Source organism: Amedibacterium intestinale (assembly GCF_010537335.1).
Taxonomy (GTDB): Bacteria; Bacillota_I; Bacilli_A; order Erysipelotrichales; family Erysipelotrichaceae; genus Amedibacterium; species Amedibacterium intestinale.
The window spans coordinates 1,824,811-1,846,557 of sequence record NZ_AP019711.1 but is presented as its reverse complement, the minus strand read 5'-3'; the positions used below and the strand labels follow the sequence as shown (position 1 = coordinate 1,846,557).

The 21,747-nt window shown below is 31.1% G+C and carries 19 protein-coding genes; 9 read left to right on the top strand and 10 right to left on the bottom strand.

Annotated elements, in window-relative coordinates; genetic code table 11:
* Positions 1 to 225 precede the first annotated feature (225 nt).
* Genes A9CBEGH2_RS09265 through A9CBEGH2_RS09250 form a run of 4 tightly spaced genes read left to right on the top strand, consistent with a single transcriptional unit; the run spans position 226 to position 3,990 of the window.
* A complete protein-coding gene (locus A9CBEGH2_RS09265) occupies positions 226 to 1,263 on the top strand; it encodes an ABC transporter permease (RefSeq protein WP_147360159.1) in 1,038 nt (345 codons plus the stop codon).
* A gap of 1 nt (position 1,264) precedes the next feature.
* Entirely contained in the window at positions 1,265 to 2,230 is a 966-nt protein-coding gene (locus A9CBEGH2_RS09260; RefSeq protein WP_115716857.1) for an iron chelate uptake ABC transporter family permease subunit, read from the top strand.
* 2 nt (positions 2,231 to 2,232) lie between these two features.
* Complete coding sequence (locus tag A9CBEGH2_RS09255; protein ID WP_115716367.1) at positions 2,233 to 2,985, top strand: iron ABC transporter ATP-binding protein; 753 nt, start codon at positions 2,233 to 2,235, stop codon at positions 2,983 to 2,985.
* 48 nt (positions 2,986 to 3,033) lie between these two features.
* The gene (locus A9CBEGH2_RS09250) at positions 3,034 to 3,990 is read left to right on the top strand and encodes a siderophore ABC transporter substrate-binding protein (RefSeq protein WP_232057274.1); all 957 of its coding nucleotides are present in this window, start codon (positions 3,034 to 3,036) and stop codon (positions 3,988 to 3,990) included.
* A gap of 189 nt (positions 3,991 to 4,179) precedes the next feature.
* Here A9CBEGH2_RS09250 and A9CBEGH2_RS09245 read toward each other — a convergent pair whose 3' ends face one another.
* Together A9CBEGH2_RS09245 and A9CBEGH2_RS09240 are read right to left on the bottom strand one after the other, a co-directional pair.
* Positions 4,180 to 5,079 (bottom strand): NAD(P)/FAD-dependent oxidoreductase, encoded by a 900-nt coding sequence (locus A9CBEGH2_RS09245; protein ID WP_163104640.1) that lies wholly within the window; start codon positions 5,077 to 5,079, stop codon positions 4,180 to 4,182.
* A gap of 28 nt (positions 5,080 to 5,107) precedes the next feature.
* Positions 5,108 to 6,118 (bottom strand): YeiH family protein, encoded by a 1,011-nt coding sequence (locus A9CBEGH2_RS09240; protein ID WP_118277694.1) that lies wholly within the window; start codon positions 6,116 to 6,118, stop codon positions 5,108 to 5,110.
* Between the two features lie 122 nt (positions 6,119 to 6,240).
* Here A9CBEGH2_RS09240 and A9CBEGH2_RS09235 point away from each other — a divergent pair, with 122 nt between their 5' ends.
* Positions 6,241 to 7,143: a LysR substrate-binding domain-containing protein gene (locus A9CBEGH2_RS09235; RefSeq protein ID WP_163104638.1), complete on the top strand. Its 903-nt coding sequence runs from the start codon at positions 6,241 to 6,243 to the stop codon at positions 7,141 to 7,143.
* 43 nt (positions 7,144 to 7,186) lie between these two features.
* Here the strand turns inward: A9CBEGH2_RS09235 and A9CBEGH2_RS09230 are convergent, their stop codons facing one another.
* The 6 genes from A9CBEGH2_RS09230 to A9CBEGH2_RS09205 form a co-directional block, all read right to left on the bottom strand.
* A complete protein-coding gene (locus A9CBEGH2_RS09230; RefSeq protein WP_118277692.1) occupies positions 7,187 to 7,909 on the bottom strand; it encodes a TatD family hydrolase in 723 nt (240 codons plus the stop codon).
* Positions 7,902 to 8,639 carry an ABC transporter ATP-binding protein gene (locus A9CBEGH2_RS09225; protein ID WP_118277691.1) on the bottom strand — a complete coding sequence of 246 codons (738 nt, stop codon included), beginning with the start codon at positions 8,637 to 8,639 and terminating at the stop codon, positions 7,902 to 7,904. The genes A9CBEGH2_RS09230 and A9CBEGH2_RS09225 overlap by 8 nt, the downstream gene beginning before the upstream one ends.
* 12 nt (positions 8,640 to 8,651) lie before the next feature.
* Positions 8,652 to 9,638: an ABC transporter substrate-binding protein gene (locus tag A9CBEGH2_RS09220; RefSeq protein ID WP_118277690.1), complete on the bottom strand. Its 987-nt coding sequence runs from the start codon at positions 9,636 to 9,638 to the stop codon at positions 8,652 to 8,654.
* A gap of 7 nt (positions 9,639 to 9,645) precedes the next feature.
* Positions 9,646 to 10,404, bottom strand: coding sequence for an ABC transporter permease (locus A9CBEGH2_RS09215; RefSeq protein WP_115716374.1), 759 nt, complete (start codon positions 10,402 to 10,404; stop codon positions 9,646 to 9,648).
* Between the two features lie 725 nt (positions 10,405 to 11,129).
* Positions 11,130 to 11,564, bottom strand: a complete 435-nt coding sequence (locus A9CBEGH2_RS09210; RefSeq protein ID WP_118277689.1) for a very short patch repair endonuclease — start codon at positions 11,562 to 11,564, stop codon at positions 11,130 to 11,132.
* The gene (locus A9CBEGH2_RS09205) at positions 11,565 to 13,055 is read right to left on the bottom strand and encodes a Sau3AI family type II restriction endonuclease (protein ID WP_163104636.1); all 1,491 of its coding nucleotides are present in this window, start codon (positions 13,053 to 13,055) and stop codon (positions 11,565 to 11,567) included.
* Positions 13,056 to 13,198: 143 nt separating this feature from the next.
* Here A9CBEGH2_RS09205 and dcm point away from each other — a divergent pair, with 143 nt between their 5' ends.
* Positions 13,199 to 14,440 carry a DNA (cytosine-5-)-methyltransferase gene (gene dcm, locus A9CBEGH2_RS09200; protein WP_118277687.1) on the top strand — a complete coding sequence of 414 codons (1,242 nt, stop codon included), beginning with the start codon at positions 13,199 to 13,201 and terminating at the stop codon, positions 14,438 to 14,440.
* Between the two features lie 457 nt (positions 14,441 to 14,897).
* Here the strand turns inward: dcm and A9CBEGH2_RS12535 are convergent, their stop codons facing one another.
* Positions 14,898 to 17,087, bottom strand: coding sequence for a PDDEXK family nuclease (locus tag A9CBEGH2_RS12535; protein ID WP_232057273.1), 2,190 nt, complete (start codon positions 17,085 to 17,087; stop codon positions 14,898 to 14,900).
* 19 nt (positions 17,088 to 17,106) lie between these two features.
* Positions 17,107 to 18,087 (bottom strand): FRG domain-containing protein, encoded by a 981-nt coding sequence (locus A9CBEGH2_RS09190; protein WP_118361047.1) that lies wholly within the window; start codon positions 18,085 to 18,087, stop codon positions 17,107 to 17,109.
* A 734-nt stretch (positions 18,088 to 18,821) separates the two neighbouring features.
* On the opposite strand from A9CBEGH2_RS09190, the gene A9CBEGH2_RS09185 reads away from it, so the two are divergent.
* The 3 genes from A9CBEGH2_RS09185 to A9CBEGH2_RS09175 all read left to right on the top strand — a co-directional run bounded on the left by A9CBEGH2_RS09185 (position 18,822) and on the right by A9CBEGH2_RS09175 (position 21,485).
* Positions 18,822 to 19,493 carry a DUF3990 domain-containing protein gene (locus A9CBEGH2_RS09185; protein ID WP_118277595.1) on the top strand — a complete coding sequence of 224 codons (672 nt, stop codon included), beginning with the start codon at positions 18,822 to 18,824 and terminating at the stop codon, positions 19,491 to 19,493.
* On the top strand, positions 19,471 to 20,112 hold the full coding sequence (locus A9CBEGH2_RS09180; RefSeq protein WP_118277589.1) for a helix-turn-helix transcriptional regulator: 642 nt from the start codon (positions 19,471 to 19,473) through the stop codon (positions 20,110 to 20,112). The genes A9CBEGH2_RS09185 and A9CBEGH2_RS09180 overlap by 23 nt, the downstream gene beginning before the upstream one ends.
* Before the next feature lie 167 nt (positions 20,113 to 20,279).
* On the top strand, positions 20,280 to 21,485 hold the full coding sequence (locus A9CBEGH2_RS09175) for a Fic family protein (RefSeq protein ID WP_118277588.1): 1,206 nt from the start codon (positions 20,280 to 20,282) through the stop codon (positions 21,483 to 21,485).
* Positions 21,486 to 21,747 lie beyond the last annotated feature (262 nt).

Genomic DNA, 21,747 nt, shown 5'->3' with positions numbered 1-21,747 from the left:
GCTTTCAATTTTAGAATGTCAGCAATTAAATTTAAGAGAAATTTTGAATATAATTATTGGAAATCATTATAGGATATTTTTATACAATTACTTGTGAATGCAACAAGAAATAAGCGGTTTTATTTTATATAATAATTTTTATATGCAAAAGTTGACAAAGGCTAACAATTTTGATAAACTCAATTGTGTTAGGTGAGGCTAACTATATGGTTAGGAGGATTATTTTTGAAAAGAAGAAATATAACCGTATTATTGATTATTTTATTGTGTATTCTTTCTTTTATTTCCTTATTTATTGGAGTAACAGATATACGCATACAAGATATATTAGGTGGTGATACAAAGCAGTTACAAATGTTATTTATATCACGCTTGCCTCGTTTATTGGCAATCTTATGTACAGGAGTTGGAATGAGTGTAGCAGGATTACTTATGCAAAAATTATGTATGAATAAATTTGTGTCTCCAACTACTGGAGCAACCATTTCATCTGCACAACTAGGCATTTTAATAGCACTTTTATTTTTCCCAGCATCTACTTTGTGGGAAAGAACGTTTTTTGCATTTCTTGCGGCTATGGTTGGAACTTGGATTTTTGTGTATTTTATTCAGAAAATTCAATTTAAAGATGTTATTATGGTTCCTTTGGTAGGTATTATGTTTGGAAATATTATAGGCGGAATTACAAATTACTTAGCTTATAGATATGAAATGACACAGGCTTTGTCTTCATGGCTCGTAGGACATTTTTCACTGGTGATTCGAGGAAGATATGAAATTGTTTTCTTTATTGTACCACTTGTCTTTCTTGCCTTTATATATGCTAATCATTTCAACATTGTCGGAATGGGAAAAAACTTCTCAAAAAATTTAGGTATTAATTATAACTTTGTAATGTTTGGAGGGTTGTCTATTGCGGCTATGATTACAGCAAGTATCGTAGTGATTGTTGGAAGTATTTCTTATATCGGTTTAATTGTACCTAACTTAGTGGCGATGATAAAAGGTGATAAAATTCGTGGTACTCTGATAGATACAGCTGTTTTTGGCGCTTTGTTTGTTTTGATTTGTGATATGTTTGGACGAGTTATTATTTATCCATATGAGTTACCGATTGAATTGATTATCGGTGTCTTAGGCAGCTTGATTTTTATTGGACTTTTGTTTTATCGTTTACGAAATGGAAATAAAAGTATATCTCTTCCATGGCTTTCACAAGGAGGATGCTGTACACAACCGGTTATGAAAGATGAGGAATCATAAAATGGAAAATTATCTATTAAGATATAGAAAAACTTTGTTTTTACTAGGAATTGGCAGTATTCTTGCGATTCTTGCATATTTGTGCTTATTTATGAATATGAATTATGCTGCTTATTTTCTAAGCCTTCGAGTTCCTAAAGTTCTTGTGATGGTCATTGTAGCGTTTGCGATTGGAGGTGCATCAATCGTTTTCCAATCCATTATCCAAAATACAATTGTAACTCCTTGTCTACTCGGGATGAATTCCTTATATTCATTAATTCATACAGGCGTAGTATTCTTTTTAGGATCAGGAAGTGTCTTAATTGCGAATGCGAATGTGTCCTTTGCGATAGATGTAGTATTGATGGGAATTATTGCTACTGTTATATATAGTTATTTATTCCGTAAAACAAAACATAACGTTTTGTATGTATTATTAACAGGAACCATTTTAACAACGTTATTTACTAGTATTCAGACAACATTAACAAGAATTATGGATCCTAATGAATACGATAGTTTATTGGCAAGTCTTGTCGCAAGTTTTAATAACATCAATACGAATATTATTTTGTTTTCTGTCTTATTAATGGGAGCTGTGGTTTTTTTTCTACGAAAAGAACTTGGTTTACTAGATGTCATTAGCTTAGGAAAAACGCAGGCAATTAATTTAGGTGTGGATTATGATAAAACAATCCGTCGTTTATTGCTGGGTGTTACTTTATTTATTGCGATTGCGACTGCATTGGTAGGTCCTATCTCTTTTTTAGGCTTAATCATTGCGAATTTATCAAGAGAAGTATTTAAAACATATCGACATAGTTATTTGATATTAGGTTCTTGTTTGATTGGTACAATAATTTTAATTGCAGGGCAAATTCTTGTGGAACATGTATATAACTTTAGTATGCCAATCAGTGTATTTATTACTGTAGGTGGAGGAATTTACTTCTTATATTTATTGATGCGACAAAGGAGAGCATAGAGATGATCATAAAAAAACTGACGAAAAAATATAATGGTAAGCCGGTTGTAGATGAAATCGACTTCACGATACCAAAAGGAAAAGTAATTTCTTTTATTGGGCCAAATGGAGCAGGGAAATCAACTGTCATGGGAATGATTTCACGTTTGATTGAACAGGATGAAGGAATTGTTTCTTTTGAAGGAAAAGAGTTAAAAGAATGGAATAGTAAAGAACTTGCGAAACGTTTAGCAATTTTAACTCAGAACAATGCGACACAAATGAAATTAACCGTAAAAGAGTTGGTGACATTTGGACGTTTTCCATATAGTAATGGGAATACAACAAAAGAAGATGAAGAAATCATTGAACGTGCCATTCAATATATGGAGCTTGAAGAATTAAAGAATCGCTTTATTGATGAATTATCTGGAGGACAGCGCCAACGTGCATTTATCGCAATGGTAATTGCACAAGATACAGAGTATGTTTTATTAGATGAGCCAACGAATAATTTGGATATTTATCATGCGACCAATATGATGAAGATGGTAAGAAAACTATGTGATGAATTAGGTAAGACCGTAATTTTGGTTTTACACGAAATTAATTATGCTGCTTTTTATTCTGACTATATTTGTGCATTTAAAGATGGAAAAGTTGCAAAATTTGGAACAGTGAAAGAAGTTATGACAAAAGAAGTTTTATCAGATATTTATCGTGTAGATTTTGAAATTCAAGAAGTAGAAGGAAAACCATTGTCTATATATTATTGATAATGTTTTATAAAATGAATGATGATTGAAAAAGGAGAAGATTATATTATGTTAAAAAAATTATGTATGTTAGCGGTATGTGGTTTATTTGTGTTTAGTGCGGTAGCTTGTACAGCATCTAATAAGAAAAATGTAAACGAGGAGAAAACAGTAAGCATCTCGTCATTAAATGGAAAAAAAGAAATGACAACGATTGAGGTACCTCATAATCCAGAAAGAATTGCAGTATTAGACATGGCGGTATTAGATATGCTTGATGCTTGGGGTGTCGGAGATAAAGTTGTTGGTATGCCGAAAGGTTCAAAAATCGATTATTTGATGGATTACAATAATAATAAAGAAATCAGTAATTTAGGAACTTTGAAAGAAGTGGATATGGAAGCATTGATGGCTTGTGAACCGGATATTATTTTTATTGGAGGTCGCTTGAGTTCTCAATATGATGAGTTATCTAAGATTGCACCAGTTGTATATGTTGGTGTAGATTATGAAAAAGGTGTTGTACAAAGCGTGAAAGACAATGCACAAAATATTTCTAAGATTTTTGATAAAGAAACAGAAACGAAAGCTTTAACAGATGGATTTGACAATCGAGTAGAAACCTTGGCAAATGCTGCGAAAGGAAAGACTGCAATGATTGGTCTTGTGACAAGTTCTAATTTTAATACTCTTGGAAATGGAAGCAGAACATCGCTGATTGGGAATGAAATTGGTTTTGATAACTTGGCAAGTGATGTTGATTCTACACATGGGAATGAATCATCTTTCGAATTGCTTGTTGAAAAGAATCCAGAATATATCTTTGTATTAGATAGAGATTCTGCGATTCAAAAAGAAGGCGCTAAATTAGCACAGGATATTATGAATAATGAGTTAGTAAAACAGACAACTGCTTATAAAGAAAATCATATAGTATATTTAACTCCAACTGTATGGTATTTAGCAGAAGGTGGAATTACAGCATTGGATGTAATGTTGAAAGATTTAGAGACAGTTCTTTTATAGGAAAGAAACAGGTGTCTATCAATTTGATAGGCACCTGTTTTCTTTGCTGATTTAATAGAAAACGAGATTTCTGAATGATTAAGGGGGTAAAAATCTATAATATGCAAAAGAATGAGGTAAAATATGAGAAACAATAATGCATATTTTTATATATATGAAAACGTAAGTCTTTATTGTAAATTATATTGTTTAATGTATAGCAGCATGAATACCGGCAATGGCTCCATCTGCAACAGCAGTAGCAACTTGACGTACCTGTTTTACACAAATATCTCCAGCTGCATATACACCAGTAATTGCGGCTTGCTGGTTTTTATCGACAGGGATATATCCATTTTCTAGTTTCAGTTCAGTGTATAAAGAAGTATTAGGAATAGAGCCTGCATATACAAAGATACCACATCCACTTTCCTCGATATGTTTTATACTGTTATCTTTTAAGTCTAAGATATCCAATGCCTCTATTTGTTCTTTTCCATACACAGCATGTAAGCGTGTTTCTAAACAGACTTCAATATTTTTTGCTTCAGATATTTTCTTTTTAAATTCATCAATACATGCCAGGGTTTTCTCAAAATGCAGAATACTTACTTTTGAAGCGATTGTTGATAAATACAAAGCTTCTTTTGCTGCTCCATCACTGCCTCCAATAACATATACATGCTTATGTTTATAATCTTGTGCATCTTGAAGGGCATTAAGACCAATTCCTTTTTTATACAATTCTTTTTCTCCTGGAATGTTTAATTTTCTTGGGACAGTCCCATTTGCTAAAATAATGTTATGTGCCTGATATGTATGGCTTATGGTTTGTACTTCTTTAATTTCACCTTGTAATTTTACTTGTATAACTCGTTCAAACTGAATTTCAATATTGGCATCATTTAACTGCTGTTTTAAGCGATTGGAAAATGTTGTGCCACTTTCATCTTTCATAAGTCCACAATAATGGGTAACATGAGATACCATACTGATTTGTCCACCAATTTGTGACTGTTCTAAAACTAAAACATTACATCCGCGGCTTTTCGCATAAATGGCCGCACTGATTCCAGCGGGACCGCCACCAATAATAAGAATATCATACATATACGATTCCTCCTTTATATAATAAAAGTTATCCAATAAAAAGCTTAATCAACACAATGGCAAAAAGTATTTGACATGCCCCAATCGTTAAACCATAACCTAAAGCTTTCGGTCCTTCTGCAGCTAAATCCTTGAACTTTACACGCATACCAATGGCAGCTAATGCAATGATTTCAAACTGCTGGCTAACCAAATGAGCAAGTTCAGAAAGAGGTCTAGGAATAAGTCCTATCGTATGTAGTATGGCCATAATAAAGAAGCCTATGATAAACCAGGGAATACTGGTTTTGACTTTTCCTTCTGTATGTTTTTTCTTAGAGAATAGTTTTTGATCAGGATCTGTATTTACATGAGAAAATGCATATGCTACAAGAACAATAAAAATGATACGGATAATTTTAAAGATGGTAGCTGTTGGAACATAGGCTGGACCAACTAAGTCTGCAGAAGCAATGACTTGTCCAATGGATTGTAAAGTTCCTCCAATCATAGCACTTGTATGCAGCATTTCATGCTGGTAAAGAATACCGGTAAGAATTGGTAATAGAACCATTAGTACCGTCCCTGTAACATTCACGATCGTAATCGCAATTCCTTTATCTTTCGTATCTGCATCTAATATGGGAGAAACACTGGCAATGGCGCTAGAACCGCAAACCGCATTTCCAGCACCCATTAAAAGACGGAATTTCTTTTTCATGCCAAATGCTTTTCCAAGAAGATAGGCGGCACATATCGTAAGAAACATTTGTGTCGCAATAAATCCAATTCCTTTCAAACCAAGCGCAAAAATTTCACTTAACAATAAGGTAGCACCGGTTAATACGATGGAATATTCTAATAAATTTCTCTCAGAAAAGCTGGTTCCTGCTTGAAAACATTTTTTATTTAAAAAGGTATTTCCACAGAAAACACCAATACCTATCGCAAACAAAGCAGCTCCAATTTGCGGAACAAATTTTGCGATATATTGTGAGATTGCTGCGATAACAGCACAAACCAGAAATCCTGGTCCTTTTTGTATCATAAAATTCTTCATTTTCTTTACTTCCTTCCATTTTTTTCTTATTTCCTACTTGATTATAAATTCATAATTATATAAACTCAAATTAGATATTTTTAAGTAAATATAAGAAAATTTTATATAAAGACGAGGTATTTATGATTGATGTAAAAGTAAAGACATTTTTAACTCTAATGGAAGAAAAAAGCACGATACAATGTGCAGAAGTTTTGCATATTACACAGCCTGCAGTTACACAGCATATTCGCGCATTGGAAAAAGAATATGAAGTGAAGCTTTTTAAAAAAGAAGGACGATGTTTAGTTCCAACAGAGAAAGCTTTGGAGTTTTATCGTATGGCAAAGCAGTTGACTACAATGGAAAAGCATATTCATCTTTCCATGCAGAAACAGCCGGCTATACCACTTTATTATGGCGCAACAAAGTCCATAGCGGAAACGATCTTGCCATCCCTGACTTTTTCTATGCTGCAAGAATATCAAGGAAGAAAATTTAAACTTCTTGTACAAAATACAAAAAGGTTACTGGAGGAACTGGAAGAAGGAAATCTTCATTTTGCGCTTATTGAAGGAAATGTAAATCATCGTCGTTACGTTTGTAAAACATTACTAAATACAAAATTTATTTGTGTATGTAAAAAGAATGGAAAGTATGCAAATTGTACAAATCTGCATGAATTAATAAAAGCTCCTTTATTATTAAGAGAAGAAGGAAGCGGTTCAAGAGATATTTTAGAACATACCCTTCATTCTTTTGATGTGGATATTGAAGATTTTACGATTTGCCATGAATTTGAAAGTGTTTCGCTTATACTGTCTTTAGTTAAGCAGGATGCAGGTATTACGTTTATATATGAGGAAGTCGCAAGAAACTATATAGAGCAGGGGATTTTACAGCCTTTGCTTCCAGATATGTTTTCTATTGAGCGACAATTTACATTTGTTGCTTTGCCTGCTATGCCTTTTACAGAAGATAATGAAAAAATGTATGTATTTCTAAAAGAAAAATTAAAAGATGCATCCAGTGTTATGGATATTTGATACAGATAAATAAAAAGACTTTTCTGTTGAAAGAAAAGCCCTTTTACAATGTTTTCTGTGTTAAAAAGCGTTGTAGATTGTGATAGGTAATTTCTAAAATTTCTTCTGCGGTTTTCTTTTTGATATCTCCTATTTGTTTGGCAATCGTATATAAAGAAGACAGATATTCATCGTCTTGTATATTTCGATGAATGGCCCATGATATCGCATCAATTCCATCACTTTCTATTAACAGGCGATCACAGGGAACAAGCTGGCATACTTTTTGTACACTTTTATCAATGGAAGGGAAAGGACCGATACTGAAGTAACAGTCTAAATCCCTATATTCTTCTATGTATTCCATACAGGAATACCAGTGTACATGATACGTATTTGGATAAAGACGAATACATTCAAGAATTTCTTTTTCCATTCCTTTTGTGTGAAGAACAACTGTTTTTTTATGTTGCATGGCAAATTGCAGCTGTTTTTCAAAGATGTTTTTTTGGATATCAATATCTTTCTTGCACCAGACATTATCCATTCCAATTTCTCCAATTATCTGTGCTTTTTCAAGAAAGGGAAGCATTTCTTTCCAGGTGATGGTATCGCACTTCCATGGGTGGATTCCACAAGAAATGGCATACGATGGATGTTTGGATAGAAATGCTTCTGCTTCTATGCATTCCTTAGGTGTCGTACAGCTGATGATGCCAGATAAAGGATTTGTTTCAAGAATCTTTTTCATCTTCTCACTTAAATGGAAATGTGCATCGCTATACATGATTATTTCCTTTCAACATCTCATGAATGTTTGTACGCAGTTCACTTTGTGCATACAGCCATTCTCTTGTACGATTAGTTTCTGTAATACAAATCTCTTTTTGAATAGAAGCTGGATGCCCATTTAAGATAAGGATACGATCGGATAAATAAATCGCTTCATCAATATCATGGGTTACTAGAATTGTTGTTTTTTTCAGTTTGCTTTTCATTTGTATAAGCCAATCCTGCATATCGCTTCTGGTAATGACATCCAATGCACCAAAAGGTTCATCCAGCAATAAAATATCTGCTTTGCATAGGGCAGTGCGAAGAAAAGCTGCTCTTTGACGCATACCGCCAGATAACTCTTCTGGATATGCATTTTCATATCCACTTAATCCAAAAACAGGAAACAGCTGCATAGCTTGTTTTTGTGCCTGTTTTTTTTCTTTATGAATGCTTCCATATAAGCAAACATTATCTAATATCGTTTTCCATGGCAGTAATAAATCTTCCTGTGGCATATACGCAAAATGTTCTTTTGCATCTTTTACTTCTTTTCCATCAATCCGTATTTTTCCATCATCTGCATTTAGAATACCTGCCAGTATATTTAAGATCGTACTTTTTCCACATCCACTTGGACCTAAAATACTAATGAACTCTTCTTCCTTCACATCTATAGAAAGATGGGAAAGAATCTGTTTCTTAGAAAAAGACATGGATATATCTTGTAGCTGTAACTTCATAAAAACCTCTGTTTATTTTACAAATTCATTTGTGTATTGTGTATCTGCGGATATTTTTTTATCAATCAAGCCATTTTCATACATGAAATCTGTATAACCATCCCATACACTGTCTTTCATAACACCCCAGCTTTGCGCATCTTTTGCGTATTCTTCTGATAAATATGCCTGGCTTTTCTTTAAGAAAGCAATGTCATAGTCTGGAATATATTCGTGTAAGATTTCTGCGGAAGCATCTGGATTATCAATTGCATATTCATATCCTTTTTTTACGGCATTCATAAATTTCTGGACAGTTTGTGAATCTTTTTCCAGCATTTCATTGTTTGTGATAATTACTGGTGTATAGTAATCTAGACGTTCATCTAGTTCATTTAAAGGCATATAATTGAAGTTCATTCCTTCCATTTCAGCTTTTGTGATTGCCCATCCTTTAAATTCCCATAATAAATCAATTCCACTATTTAACTGGGATAAACCATTTCCATCAGCACCTACCATTTTTAATTTTGATGGATCGGCATTTACACTTTTCATGACTGCATTAATAACGGCTTCTTCACTTGGAGACTGCCATCCTGCATATGTTTTTCCTTCAAAATCTTTTGGAGAAGTAATGCCGGAATCTTTAAGAGCGACAAATCCGGATGTGTTGTGCTGTATGATTGTTGCGATTGCCTTGATTGGCATTGGGTCTTGTGCAGTTAATGCATAGGTAACATCTTCCTGATAACTAACTCCAAATTGTCCTTTTCCAGCTGCGACAAGAGCTGCAGAAGTGTTGTTGTCACCAGGTTCAATAATGTTGACTTTTAAACCTTCTTCTTTAAAGTATCCATTTTTCTGTGCTACATAAATTCCTGTATGATTGGTATTTGGTAAATAGTCCAAAACTAAAGTTACTTCTTTTTCGTTTGTGGATGTTGTCTGTTTATTTGCACATCCACTTATCGCAATGACACATAACATTGCCAGTAATCCTGATATAAATTTTTTCATACGTTTTCTACTCCTTATGTTCTTTTTTCGCATGTGGACAGAGCCATTTTTTAGCGATATCCACACATCCATTTAACAATAAACTTAAGATAATAACGACGATTACACTTGCGAATACCTTATCTAGCATATACCCATTTTTCATTCGCAGCATATAGTAGCCAAGTCCAGCAGAAGATGAAATCCATTCTCCTACGATTGCACCGCCAATACAATAGGTGGCACCAACTTTTAGCCCAGAAAATAAACTGGATGCAGCAGCTGGAATTTTCACCATGGTGTAGATTTGAAAACGGCTTGCCTGAAAGCTTCTTAATAAATTGATTTGTTTCTGGGAAACTTGTGCCATACCATCCGCAAAAGAAATGGTGATAGGAAAGTAGCACATAAAAATAACAATCAAAACTTTTGGTGCCATGCCAAATCCAAGCCAGATACTGAATAATGGCGCTAAAACCATGACAGGAACAGTTTGTGTAACTACCAAATGTGGATAAACACTGTTTCGAAAAGTCTTGGATATATCCATAAGGATAGCTGTTGACATCGCAAGAACAAGCGCGATTCCAAGCCCCAGCAAAGCTTCCACAAGCGTTACCATGGCATGGGAAAACAACACACTTCGATTCTCATATAAAGAGATGAGAATACGAGATGGTGAGGGTAAAAGGTATAAAGGTACATGGAATACATCTACACAAAACTCCCACATACCAATAAGTGCAATGGCAACCGCAATCGGCATCCATACTTCTCTTTTTTTCATACATCAATCCCCTCCATACGTAAAAAAAGCCATATCATATTTGTATACGATACAGCTGAAAGACAAATATGATTCCTACAACGGCATTACCCGACAGGTTCAATGGGTCGAAACTTTACAGCTTCCTCTCAGGTCGAAACACGACCTCCCCGCTATTGTTTATTGCGATATAATTATATATTTGATGAAAGTGTGCGTCAATATGTAATTTTTTATGTGAAGTGTGAATAAAGAAGTTTGCATTTATCTTATACAAAAAGTGAGGAGAAAACGATGTACATATTTAATTTATAAAATATTATAATTGTTATTTACTTGATTAAGATGTTTTATAATTGTTTTGATGGCCAAATGCTTTAATAAAAATGCGCCAAATACTTTAATGTATTTCGGCCAAATACTGCAATGAAAATCGGCCAAATGCTTTAATTGATAAAAAAATATCATTATTTTTGAAGCAATGTGAATATTCCTAATACTTATATTGTTATGTACATTAAAGATGATTTTAGAGTCAATCCATCGGAGAAATTAGATATAAATAAATGTTAGAATATAAGTTCAATAAGTCAATTGTATTGATGAAGTGGCTATGACATCACAATAGAACTTTTAGTATAATTTCTTTTTTTAAGGTATTTATTAGCTCTTTGAAATTATAAAGTTTTAATATTTGATGCTAGATTATATAAAAATACATATTGTCTGCGTAACAAAGACTCTATCTACATATTCATTTTTTGTAAATCAACAAAATCATCAATAATACTGACACAGTGCTCTACATCTCTTAAAATTTCCTTACTCCAAAAATGAATAGGAATCCATCCTTGTTCTTTCAATTGATTATCATTAGAAATATCTCTTTCTATATTTTCTTGAATTTTCTCAATCCAATAATCTTTATTATTTTTTATTTTAAGTTTATGTTTTTCAAAATCTTTTCCGTGCCAAAATTCGCCGTCAACAAAAATGGCGATATAATATTTTGTAATTGCAATATCTGGTGAACCAGGTAATTTTTTATAATTTAATCTGTATCGATATCCTTTATGCCACAAAGCTTTTGCAAGTAAGATTTCAACTTTGTTATGCTTCGACTTGATTTTGGACATTCTCTTCGAAATGTCAGGTGTAGTTATGAGTTTTTGATGTTTCATTTACTTTACCTTTAATTGAGATAGGATATAAGTGTTATTAATCCAAAAGCTTTGTGTTGTCATATATTCTCCATTGGGTAATTCATTAGCATCTCTTTCTATGTTTCCAACTATATATCCACTCTTTAATTTATATGCAGATTTTTTGGCGTGTGGACGAATATGTATTATAGGATTATCCGATTTTTTTGGAAGATTATTTTTAATGATTTTTCCATATTGTACAAACTTAACATCATTTTTTATGCAGTCTTGAATATTCTTCCAACCATTATATACAATTGTATTCAAATCATTATAAGGCATATTCCAAAGTTGTGAACCTAGTAATTCATAACAGTCTCCAACGTTTTTGAATATAACGAATAAGAATTTGGTTTCTTCAAAATAATTAAAAATTGTAGAATTTTCCCATTCTTCCTTTACTAAATCTTTAAAAAGAAACGGCGGAAAAGACATATTTTCACGTATAGATCCATTTTGTTCAATGCGTATGGATTTAACTACAATATTTGCTTTTATAAATTCTTTTGCATGATTTCCTTTTATACCTAACATTTTGTATGCGAGGTCAACCCACTGAGCTTTGTTGTTATTATATTCTCTGTTAAATTTATGACACAATTCTTTATCTGTTTTTCCAATATACTGGTTAATAAGATTGGTTACATATGTTTCAAAAGTTATTCCGTCTAGTTCAGCTGCGTTTTTAATAATTGGTTCATATGGGACTTTTTTCTTTTCTACATATTCATGTAGTATATAGTCCATATAGTTGCGTTTAAAACAGAAATTACGTTTCTTTGCGGGAATATGTTCCCCGTAATATTGTGGTTGTAAACTTTTTAAGGCTGTTGCACCCTTTGTACAAGCGCCTAAGTAGATAGTATCTCCTTCGCTTAATTCATGAGCTAAACCAGCTTCGATTTTATTATTTATTTTATTGTAATCATCAATGATGATTTTTAAATCTTCCTTTGGGGGAGAAAATCGACTTACATAAATTATAGGATAATCTAATCTTTCTTTTGATTTATCCCTTAAATAATGTACTAGAAGGATACGTTCAATCTTTTTCCAAAGATGGCTTTTATAAAAATCATGCTCAACAGGTTCATTATATGAAATGTTTGTTATAGATAATCTCTCACCTGCGCTATATTCGCCATTTTTCTTCTTGTTAAGACAAGTTTGCTTTAATTCCATGCCAACTTTTGAGAAATCGGCATCTTGATTACTGTTAGGCTTGTAACCAAAATAATATTTTTCTAAAAAATTTCCTAACTCACCTTTTGATTTTTGATTTGTAATATAATCAGGTTCCTCTTCTTCGATGGATATATTATCATAATTATATTCGTACGGGTTTGTATAGCGCTTTTTACTAGATTTTTCATATTCGCTTAGTATATCTCTAAAAGTTCTGTTTATTAATTTTTCAGCATAATTAAAGATACTATCTTCATTTCTGTCATCATAATTAAACAACATATAAAAACCTCCTTAAATTTTCCCATCGATCTTGTATTTCACAGTGTAATTTTGTATAATAATAAAATCTAAATACATTATATCAATGCTTGATCAATCCTGCTAGATGATGTATAATTATTTAGAAGAAATGGAGGCCATTTATGGAGAAAACGGTAGTTGAATTATTTGCTGGGGTAGGCGGATTCAGAGTTGGTTTAAATGACGTTCATAAATTTGATGAAAATGGAAGAGCAATTGAAAATAGAGATTGGAATTTTGTATGGGCAAATCAGTGGGAGCCTTCTACAAAAGCACAACATGCTTATGATTGCTACTGTACTAGATTTGGAAAAAGTAAAAATCATTCTAATGTAGATATTAGCTTGGTAAATAAATCGGAAATACCTAATCATTCTTTGCTTGTTGGTGGGTTTCCTTGTCAAGATTATTCTGTAGCAAGAAGCTTATCCGGAGAGAAAGGAATTGAAGGTAAAAAAGGTGTTTTATTTTGGCAAATAGCTGAAATATTACAAGAAAAACAAACTCCTTTTGTATTGTTGGAAAATGTGGATAGACTTTTGAAATCACCAGCAAAACAAAGGGGTCGAGATTTTGGGATTATGCTTAGAACTTTCTATGATTTAGGCTACAATGTGGAATGGAGAGTTATTAATGCAGCTGATTATGGTTGTGCTCAAAAAAGAAGAAGGGTATTTATTTTTGCGTGGAGAAAGGAGCTACGTTATAACGAAACTTTAGGAAATGAATATGATGTTTTATTAACAAGAAATGGTTTTTTTGCTACATCATTTCCAGTAGAGGAAGAAATGAAAAATAATAGGTTGCTTGACTTGAAAGACTATAAAGATACTGTTGAAATGACTTTAAATTTTAAAGGTAATTTTGAAAATACAGGGATAATGATAGAGGGTAGAGTGTATACAGGAAGAACAATACCTGTATATGAAAAAGCAATCAAGTTGGAGGAAATTAGGGAAAAAAGAGCTGGTTTAGAGAAATATTTCCTTACTGACAAACAAGATGAAAAGTTTACTGTTTTAAAGGGAGCTAAAAAGGTTCCTAGAAAAAAACCAAATGGTGAGGAGTATTGTTATTCTGAGGGAAATATGGCTTATCCTGATGATTTGAATAGTCCAGGAAGAACCATGTTAACTAGCGAAGGGACCAGTAATAGAAGTACACATGTAATTGAGGATCTTGAAACAGGAAAGAAACGCTTTCTTACACCTATTGAAGCTGAAAAACTACAATCATTTCCTGCTAATTGGACAGATACAGGTATGCCGGAAAGAAGAAGGTATTTTATGATGGGCAATGCATTGGTAACGAGAATTATTAATAAATTAGAAAGAAATTTGTCAATGATAATTGAAGAAGAATGAAAATAGCTAATTGTATATTTGGTATGTATATCATTGACTTTAATTAAAAAGCGAATAGAGTCTTATGTGCATGGCAATGGATTTTTTATGTTAAAAAAGCTCCTATGTTATTGTGATTAACCAGCCAATACACAATAACATAGGAGGAATAACAACAGTAGTTTATTAAATCGGTGCTCCAAGAATAGTTGGGGGTTGCAGAATTTAAACTTTAAGAATTCAAGGGGGGAGCATATACTCCAAAACGCTTTGAAACATTGTTTGGAGCTGGTAATTTAGTTAACTGACTAGCTCCTTTTTGTCGTGTGAACACTTCTGATATCCTTATTGATTTCAAATGTAATGGGCAACATTTGCGGATTTCTGCCACAGGGTAATTTATTAAATGATTTTTTATACAATATAAAGGGTTCTATATAGAACGAATATAATTTTTATGAAATGTAATTCGTGTGAATTACTTCTTTTTATAATATTCTTGATTTATTATTTTTTCTACAGTATTTTTGTTTGCCCAAAAAGTTCTTTTGGTTATTCTTTCTCCATTTGTAAATTCAAAAGTATCGTCTGCATTAGCTGCTTTTGGTCGAACATGAAAAGATTTCTTGGAGCTGACTTTAGGGAATAAAAGAGGATCTCCTTTTTCAAATGCTCGAGTTGTTAATTGGAATACTTCTTTAGCATCGAATAAATAATTTGAAAAGCTGAAATTTTTTATAAATTTTACTTGATAAATTTTATCTGACATTGAATCTTTCTCAATGATAAATACTGGAAATTGTTTAATAATCTCTTTTTTAAACATAGAATTATCAAACTCAATAGGTTTATCATCTGCAAATAGTTCATTAAAGCAACTATTTGGAAATGGAAATGCTTCATTGCATTTTTCGTTTGTTCTTGTGATTACTCTAAAATATGGAATGTTTTCTCCCGTTGTTTCCAAGTAATCAGAAATTACATTTTTGACTGAATATGGAGATTTTATATTTTTTTCTAAATATTCTTTTAAATCATCAAGTTTAATAGTACAGTTGCTTGCCTTTTTTTGATTTATATCATTTTCTACTTTGAATCTATTGAATAATGAATCTGTTTTAAAATCAGATAAAGATAAATTTTGTGATGAATTTGAAAATTCATTTATAAAATCTCTATATTGTAAATCGAAACATTCTTCAATATTTTCGAAAAGGTCTTTTTGGAATTCTGATTTATAAATCATATAGCTACCAAAATAATTTTTGCCATAGCTATTTAACACTATTTGCTTATCTTCTTTATACAATGTATCTCGTTCTTTTTTTGTATCTTTCCACCAGAAGTCTAATTCTACCAACAAATTAAAGGAATCTAAATAAAACTTTTCATTTTTACTAATATCATCATAAGCACTTTCGAGTAAGTTCTTGATTTCTGTTTTGCGGAGATTTTTACTTTTCCCTGGTTGAAGTTTTATTATTAGGTATTTTTTTGTAAATTCAAGAACATTTAGGCCTTCTCCATAAATAGGATGTGAACCTTCTTTTAGGATTTCAATTCGTATTTTCTTTAACAATAAGTTTAATTTATAAACTATTTCTGAATCTGCGAGAATATGTTCCTCTAAAATTGGTACTTGAGTATTTAAACCGCAGGTAATAGGCTTAATGAATTCTTCTTCTCCTTGTATAAAGATAGTTTTTACCATGGTCTTGTTACATGCTTCATTAAGATAATCGATTTCGCTAAAATTATTAAGATCAATTTCAAAAGCTTTGAAGATTTCCGGGATACTCTTCTTTGCATTTTCTAGTTCTAAGTAAAAATTGGTTAGAGTTTGTGCACCATTGATTACACTTACTTTTTTTGGATTTAACTTAATGAATTCTCCACTTCTATCTATAGATTTTTTGTCATATGAAAAAATAGTTATTCCATTATGACAAAACCAAAAATATTTAGGAGAATAAAAGCGTATAATTTCTTCATTAAGATTAAATTCTTCTTTTATTGACTTTAATTTTTCTGAATCTATTATATTTTCTAATTTTTTGTAAATATAAGTGAAGAGATAATTTCGGAAACTCTTTTTGATTTCGTTTACATTTTTATCATGCTCTAGTCCTTTTCTTATGTTGCTTTTAAATAGTTCTGTTCCTGTTATATTATATAATTTCTTTAATTCCAAAAGAGATAAGTTGTAAATATATCCTTTTGGAGTTTCGTCTATATAATCATTTAATATATATTCGTTGAAGTTTGCTGAATCATCAATATTTAACATTATTTCGTCACACATCTCTGTATATAGAGATAGTTTATTGTTAAAATAATGATTTAACATCATTTTATTTTTTGCATTTAAAGTGGCTCTACAGTCAAAAAACTGATTAATTTCATCATCCCAGTTTTTAAAAATCATAATGGGGATGTAAGATACATCATCGGATATTTTCTGTGAATAATTCTTGAAATTAAATTTTAAGTCATTATTGCTACAATTATAAATTAAGTATTTTTCTTCATCTCCGTTTTCTTTGTTGATACCCTCCAGAGTATAGAAATTTTCAGTATCGCTTAATTTTTCATAATTCAGAGACTCGCTAGTATTGTCTAAATTTCTTTCTGTTATGATTCTCTCAAAGATATGTTTTAATTGTTTCATAAATTTCTCCTATGCGTATTTAAATCATTTTGGAATAGAAATCAAAAGTATTATTAATTTTAGAAAATAATTTATTTTTGTTATCAGAGTTATCTGATTTTTTACTAGAATCATTGGTTTCTTGAATTTGATTAGAAACAAATGTCAGTAAATCTTCTTTTTCTTTACGTAAATACCTTAATAATTCCATTTTTTCCTTTTTATATGACATGTTTAACTCGTAACTAATTCTCTCGAAGCAAGATGTTATTTCACTATCTATATTAACTTCTTCGCTTGAAAAAAGATCAGACATAAACTTTTCTTTGATTTGTTTTGCTATTTTATCTTTTTCTGGGAATATTTTTGCTTCATTGATGTGAAAAGCAATATTTAAATAATCTAATATTTCTTTTTTATCTAAAGCATTAATCTTTATTTTTTTATAATAGATACTGTTTATTGGGCTAAAGGTTTCACCTGGGAAAAATATAAACCCTCCACTTTGAGCTTTGATCCTATCATTAGAATAACTGTGTGAACAAACTTTAAAATTTTTAAAATATGATTTAGTTTTCTTAGAATTTAGAATATTTTCATAAAAAGATTCTATATAATTAGAATGAGGTGAATAGTATTCAGGAAAGCAAAAAATATATATGAATCCATCTTTTTCAAGGTTATATGCACAAGCAAAATATAGTGCAACGGACACATTGAGAGTTATATCGAGCATTCGGCTAATTTCAACATAATGTTGTGTTTCTATTGCTTTTTCAATCATTGTTTTATGAAAGTCAATTAGACCATAATCGCAAATGAGTTCAAATAGATGTTTTTCCTTTGGCAGATAAGCTGGGTTACGAAAAATCGAAGGCATTAAACTTGTCTTGCCATAATCCATTGATTCTCCACGAAACGCTATTAAAGGCTTAGAGTCATATTTTATTGAATGCCTTTTTTGCAAGAAATCAACTTCTTTCAGGATAGAAGATAAATATTCTGTTAGTTTTTCACTCATGAGAATTCTCCTTAATTAAATAATTTATTCTAATTAAATTATATTTTAATTTTTACATATAAACAATATTTGATAAAATAATTTCGTTTTTACTTATTAATAGGTTTATGCTTAGAATGAGTATTATAAAAAGATAGTTTAAAAATTAGAGAATCTCTGTAAGTAGCTTTATGGTTTTCTTTTTGCATCAAGATTCATTAACGTATTGAGGGTATTTACCGTCATGAGTAGTTTTTATTGGAATTTCGTAATTTCTAATATATACATACTTATATACACATGTATCTCTTTTTCATGTATTATAGTTAAGGCTGCTAGGAAGTGGTTGTGGTTACTCTTAGTCAAAGGAGATCATTGTTCTCTTATGAAGAGTTTGTTTAAAGCCTTTGTTTATATATATGATAAACAGGGAGGTACATAGTAATGGATATCATTACAGTGATAATTCAAATTGCAAGATTTGGATTGGAACTTTATGATCGTTATAAAAGAAACAAACAAAAACAGTAACCACCTCATGACAAAGGACATTGGTTACTGTTCTTGTTTATAAGAAATAAAAATCAATATTCAGAGTAACCACTTGTTATGCCTAGCAGTCAACTCTTATTACAATTATTGACACCTCTATTATACAAGAAAAAAAGTAATTGTAAACATCAAGTTCACCTAATTAATAAAAAGGAAAATTATGCTTTAGAGATATAATATAATAAGGAGAGTGATTGGTAGAAGTGAAACTATATCATGGTTCAGAAGTTATTGTAAATAAACCTGGATATATAAAATGTGCTAGAAATAAAGATTATGGAAGAGGATTTTATTGTACAGAAGAAATAGAATTGGCAAAAGAATGGGCATGTTCAAAAGGGATAGATGGATATGTAAACAAATATGAATTGGATTTGACAGGATTAAAAGTATTAAATCTTAATTCTTCTAACTATAATATTCTTAACTGGCTAGCTTTACTTGCAGATAATAGAACATATTGGCAAAATGGAAATATTGCAGGAGAAGCAAAAAAATATATTAAAGATAATTTTCTTTTGGATATTTCCGATTATGATATCATTATAGGATACAGAGCAGATGATTCTTATTTTGCATTTGCTCAGGATTTTGTTTCCGGTGCCATATCTTTACAAAAGCTTTCAGAAGCTATGCGTCTTGGGAAACTTGGACAGCAGATAGTATTAAAAAGTAAAAAAGCATTTGAGAAGATACAATATATAGGATATGAATCTGTTTTGGCAGAAGAATACTATGTAAAGAAAATGGATAGAGAAAAAGCTGCTCGACAAGAATATAGAAAGAAAAAACTACAGAGTGAATCTATTCATGAATTATTTATTCTGGATATTATGAGAGAAGGTATTAAAAATGGAGATGCACGCTTATTTTGAAGATTATCTTGAAACTGCACAAAGAATATTAGGAGATATGTTGGATTTTGCAGTGAATTCTTATGGGTTTGATGCAGATGATTTTTTTGGTATGTTTATAGTCTCAGGAGTTGCAGGACAGTTTCAAAATGGAAACCCTTCCTATGTTGCAGGTAAAACCGGCTGTGAAATTGTAAAAGAAGTGATACAGAAAAGTGGATTGAAAGTGGAAGAAATAGAAGATGTGATGTATGTAGATAAATCACCAGAATATTGGGCTGGATGGGCACTTGCTTTTTATCAGTGGTATTCCACAAAATCGTTTTCTCGGATTTTTAGAGCAGTTCCTATACGAGAAATACTACGAATGTATCCAGTATTCCATGAAATGGATATAATGAAGTTTGTAGATGCTATGAATGAAAAAATAAAACAGTTCTATCCGGAAACAAATTTAAAACGTATACGTTGTTATGCAGGATACTCCCAAAAAGAGCTTGCAGATTTATCAGGAGTTTCTATCCGCCAGATTCAATTGTTTGAACAAAGACAAAGAGATATCAATAAAGCACAGGCACTGAGTGTTGCTAAATTGGGGCGAGTATTGGGGTGTCGCAGTGAGGATTTACTGGAAATATAAAGAAAACTGCAATGCTGGTACATTAAACGAATCTTTTTAACATATGAGCACCACCGTATAAGTGGTGTTTTTCTGTAGGGAAAAAGAAGTTTTATAAAGATACGATGATTTTTGTTGTTTATTTTCATATGTTGTGTTAAATAATAAGAAAAAGAAAGGGATACGATATGGAATACACAAATTTAAAGAAACTTTATCATATGAATGAAAATGAATGCAATGCAGTTTATAAAAAAAGATTTGAAAGTGATTCTGCTCATAAGCTAGATATAAAAATTAATGATTATGAGTGTTTTTATATTGTAAATGAAGAAGTGTTGAATTTAATCAGTGAAATTTATAATATGAATATCTGGATAGAAAAAACAATGTCACATACGGATTTTCCTGTCACTGCCAAAGATTATATTTTAGTTTCTACATTAGTCGAAGAAATTAAAAGTTCTAATAAAATTGAAGGATTAAGGAGTACAAGACAGGAATTAAAGGAATTGATTGTTTCAGAACCTCCAAAAAAATATAGAAGATTTTATGGGATGGTTAATAAATATGAGAAATTACAAAAAGAAGAATTTGCAAATATCGAAACATGTGCCCAGGTTCGAAAGCTTTATGATGAAATTTTATTAAAGGATGTAGTAAAGGAAAATCCAAAAGATTCTTTAGACGGGGTGTATTTTAGAAAAGAGAGTGTTGCGATTGAATCTGGTACCAAATGTATTCATAAAGGGATACAGGGAGAAAGCAATATTATTGAGATGATGGATAAATCTTTACGAATACTAAATAATGAAAAAATCAACCCTTTAATAAGGATTGCTGTATTTCATTACCTTTTTGAATATATTCATCCATTTTATAATGGAAATGGAAGAATGGGAAGATTTATAGCTAGTGGATATCTTTCAAAATACTTTAATATATATTGTTCTTTACAGTTATCTATTGCATGTAAACACAAACAGAAAGAATATTATGATGCATTTGAATTAGCAAATGATGTTAGAAACAAATCTGATCTTACACCGTTTATTTTAAGTTTCCTAGAAATATATCTTTCTGGGCTTAGAGAATTACAGGAATATATAGAAAGCACATTATATCGTTATAAAAGCATGAAAAAGAAAATAAATACGTATGTAAATGAAGATAACATAACACTGGTAGAAAGCTTGTTAGAAGTAACTTTGTTTGCAATCGATGGATTAACGATGCAGCAGCTGTGTAAGATGTTTAACAATACAGAACAGACAATAAGAAAAAGGATAAAAATGGTTAATAAGAATTATAAAATCATAAAAATTGATGATACACATAAACCATATAAATATTATGTGGATATAGATACTTTATCAAAATTTGAGAGTAAATAAGAATATGTATTTTATTTGTAATTATATAGATAATCAGAATCAGTACATTGCGAATTTAGAGTGTAAAGCTTAGGTTGGAACTTTATGATTGTTATAAAAGAAACAAACAAAAACAGTAACCACCTCGCGACAAAGGATATTGGTTACTGTTCTTGTTTTCATTAACTAAAAATCAATATTCAGAGTAACCACTTGTTATGCCTAGCAGTCAACTCTTATTACAATTATTGACACCTCTATTATACAAGAAAAAAAGTAATTG

What these genes read in the sequence shown, in the direction of transcription:
- A9CBEGH2_RS09260 (WP_115716857.1), top strand. Translation starts at nt 1,265, where the DNA reads ATGGAAAATTATCTATTAAGATATAGAAAAACTTTGTTTTTACTAGGA.
- A9CBEGH2_RS09255 (WP_115716367.1), top strand. Translation starts at nt 2,233, where the DNA reads ATGATCATAAAAAAACTGACGAAAAAATATAATGGTAAGCCGGTTGTA.
- A9CBEGH2_RS09250 (WP_232057274.1), top strand. Translation starts at nt 3,034, where the DNA reads ATGTTAAAAAAATTATGTATGTTAGCGGTATGTGGTTTATTTGTGTTT.
- A9CBEGH2_RS09245 (WP_163104640.1), bottom strand. Translation starts at nt 5,079, where the DNA reads ATGTATGATATTCTTATTATTGGTGGCGGTCCCGCTGGAATCAGTGCG.
- A9CBEGH2_RS09240 (WP_118277694.1), bottom strand. Translation starts at nt 6,118, where the DNA reads ATGAAGAATTTTATGATACAAAAAGGACCAGGATTTCTGGTTTGTGCT.
- A9CBEGH2_RS09235 (WP_163104638.1), top strand. Translation starts at nt 6,241, where the DNA reads ATGATTGATGTAAAAGTAAAGACATTTTTAACTCTAATGGAAGAAAAA.
- A9CBEGH2_RS09230 (WP_118277692.1), bottom strand. Translation starts at nt 7,909, where the DNA reads ATGTATAGCGATGCACATTTCCATTTAAGTGAGAAGATGAAAAAGATT.
- A9CBEGH2_RS09225 (WP_118277691.1), bottom strand. Translation starts at nt 8,639, where the DNA reads ATGAAGTTACAGCTACAAGATATATCCATGTCTTTTTCTAAGAAACAG.
- A9CBEGH2_RS09220 (WP_118277690.1), bottom strand. Translation starts at nt 9,638, where the DNA reads ATGAAAAAATTTATATCAGGATTACTGGCAATGTTATGTGTCATTGCG.
- A9CBEGH2_RS09215 (WP_115716374.1), bottom strand. Translation starts at nt 10,404, where the DNA reads ATGAAAAAAAGAGAAGTATGGATGCCGATTGCGGTTGCCATTGCACTT.
- A9CBEGH2_RS09210 (WP_118277689.1), bottom strand. Translation starts at nt 11,564, where the DNA reads ATGAAACATCAAAAACTCATAACTACACCTGACATTTCGAAGAGAATG.
- A9CBEGH2_RS09205 (WP_163104636.1), bottom strand. Translation starts at nt 13,055, where the DNA reads ATGTTGTTTAATTATGATGACAGAAATGAAGATAGTATCTTTAATTAT.
- dcm (WP_118277687.1), top strand. Translation starts at nt 13,199, where the DNA reads ATGGAGAAAACGGTAGTTGAATTATTTGCTGGGGTAGGCGGATTCAGA.
- A9CBEGH2_RS12535 (WP_232057273.1), bottom strand. Translation starts at nt 17,087, where the DNA reads ATGAAACAATTAAAACATATCTTTGAGAGAATCATAACAGAAAGAAAT.
- A9CBEGH2_RS09190 (WP_118361047.1), bottom strand. Translation starts at nt 18,087, where the DNA reads ATGAGTGAAAAACTAACAGAATATTTATCTTCTATCCTGAAAGAAGTT.
- A9CBEGH2_RS09180 (WP_118277589.1), top strand. Translation starts at nt 19,471, where the DNA reads ATGGAGATGCACGCTTATTTTGAAGATTATCTTGAAACTGCACAAAGA.
- A9CBEGH2_RS09175 (WP_118277588.1), top strand. Translation starts at nt 20,280, where the DNA reads ATGGAATACACAAATTTAAAGAAACTTTATCATATGAATGAAAATGAA.